Raw genomic sequence first — 971 nt, 5'->3', positions numbered from 1 at the left:
GTTATCACCAGGCATCACCATTTCAGTACCTGCTGGCAATTCAACTGCACCAGTCACGTCAGTGGTACGGAAGTAGAACTGTGGACGGTAGCCATTGAAGAATGGTGTATGACGACCACCTTCATCTTTACCCAACACGTAGATCTCAGCAGTGAACTTGGTGTGTGGCTTGATTGAACCAGATTTAGACAACACCTGACCGCGCTCAACTTCTTCACGCTTGGTACCACGCAGCAATACGCCTACGTTGTCACCAGCTTGACCTTGGTCAAGCAATTTACGGAACATTTCAACGCCAGTACAAGTGGTTTTCAGTGTTGGCTTGATACCAACGATTTCGATTTCGTCGCCGACTTTAACAATACCGCGCTCGATACGGCCAGTCACTACAGTACCACGACCAGAGATAGAAAATACGTCTTCTACTGGCATCAGGAATGTACCGTCAATGGCACGCTCAGGCGTTGGAATGTAGCTGTCTAAAGCTTCAGCCAGTTTGAAAATAGCGGGTTCACCGATTTCTGACTGGTCACCTTCAAGGGCCAATTTAGCAGAACCGTGGATGATCGGGGTGTCATCACCCGGGAAGTCATACTTAGACAACAGGTCACGCACTTCCATTTCAACCAGTTCCAGCAACTCGGCATCGTCAACCATGTCAGCTTTGTTCAAGAATACAACGATGTATGGCACACCTACCTGGCGGGCCAACAGGATGTGCTCACGCGTTTGTGGCATTGGGCCGTCAGCAGCTGAACATACCAGAATTGCGCCGTCCATCTGGGCAGCACCGGTAATCATGTTTTTAACATAGTCAGCGTGACCAGGACAGTCAACGTGTGCGTAGTGACGATTTGCAGTCTCGTACTCAACGTGGGCTGTATTAATCGTAATACCACGTGCTTTTTCTTCTGGTGCTGCATCAATCTGGTCGTAAGCTTTCGCTTCACCACCAAATTTCTTCGTCAATA

At 48.8% G+C, this 971-nt stretch carries 1 protein-coding gene; it reads right to left on the bottom strand.

Annotation, left to right across the window (positions count from 1 at the left end; all coding sequences use genetic code 11):
* Positions 1–971, bottom strand: a 971-nt coding sequence (tuf, locus tag Q9291_RS14115) for an elongation factor Tu (RefSeq protein WP_502306698.1), incomplete at both ends; no start/stop codon positions are given.

This window comes from Methylophilus aquaticus (genome assembly GCF_030769565.1).
Taxonomy (GTDB): domain Bacteria; phylum Pseudomonadota; class Gammaproteobacteria; order Burkholderiales; family Methylophilaceae; genus Methylophilus; species Methylophilus aquaticus.
Note: the sequence above shows the minus strand (reverse complement) of the source record. Positions and strands in the feature narration are given on the sequence as shown.